The organism is Oleiphilus sp. HI0067 (genome assembly GCF_001635735.1).
This window is the reverse complement of sequence record NZ_LWFI01000748.1, coordinates 1-354: the sequence shown is the minus strand read 5'-3', so window position 1 is coordinate 354 and position 354 is coordinate 1. Positions and strand designations below refer to the sequence as shown.

Sequence of the window (354 nt, the reverse complement as noted above, 5' to 3'; positions counted from 1 at the left end):
CGGTGCAAGGTGAAGTAATTACTTTGACCGTTCAGCGCTCAAGCGAAGAGTTACGTATTGGTGATCGCGTATTGCCGACGGATGATCGCGTGATCAATTCTACATTTACTCCGAGCAAGCCAGATGGTGATATTCGTGGCAAGATGATTGCTGTTGAATCTGGCGTGGGCAACATCGGTCAGTATAACGTTGTTGTAGTAAACCGTGGCGCAAGAGAAGGCATCAAAGAGGGCAACGTACTCGCTGTGTATAAGTCTGGCGGTATAGTACGAGACCCTTACACTCAAGAACGCATTGAACTGCCTTCAGAACGAGCGGGTTTGATGATGATTTTCAGAGTCTTTGATAAGCTTA

General features: G+C 46.9%; 1 pseudogene. It reads left to right on the top strand.

Features of this window, described 5'->3' with window-relative positions:
* Positions 1–23: 23 nt before the first annotated feature.
* Positions 24–354, top strand: a pseudogene (locus A3739_RS08215) (peptidoglycan-binding protein); the annotation flags it as partial.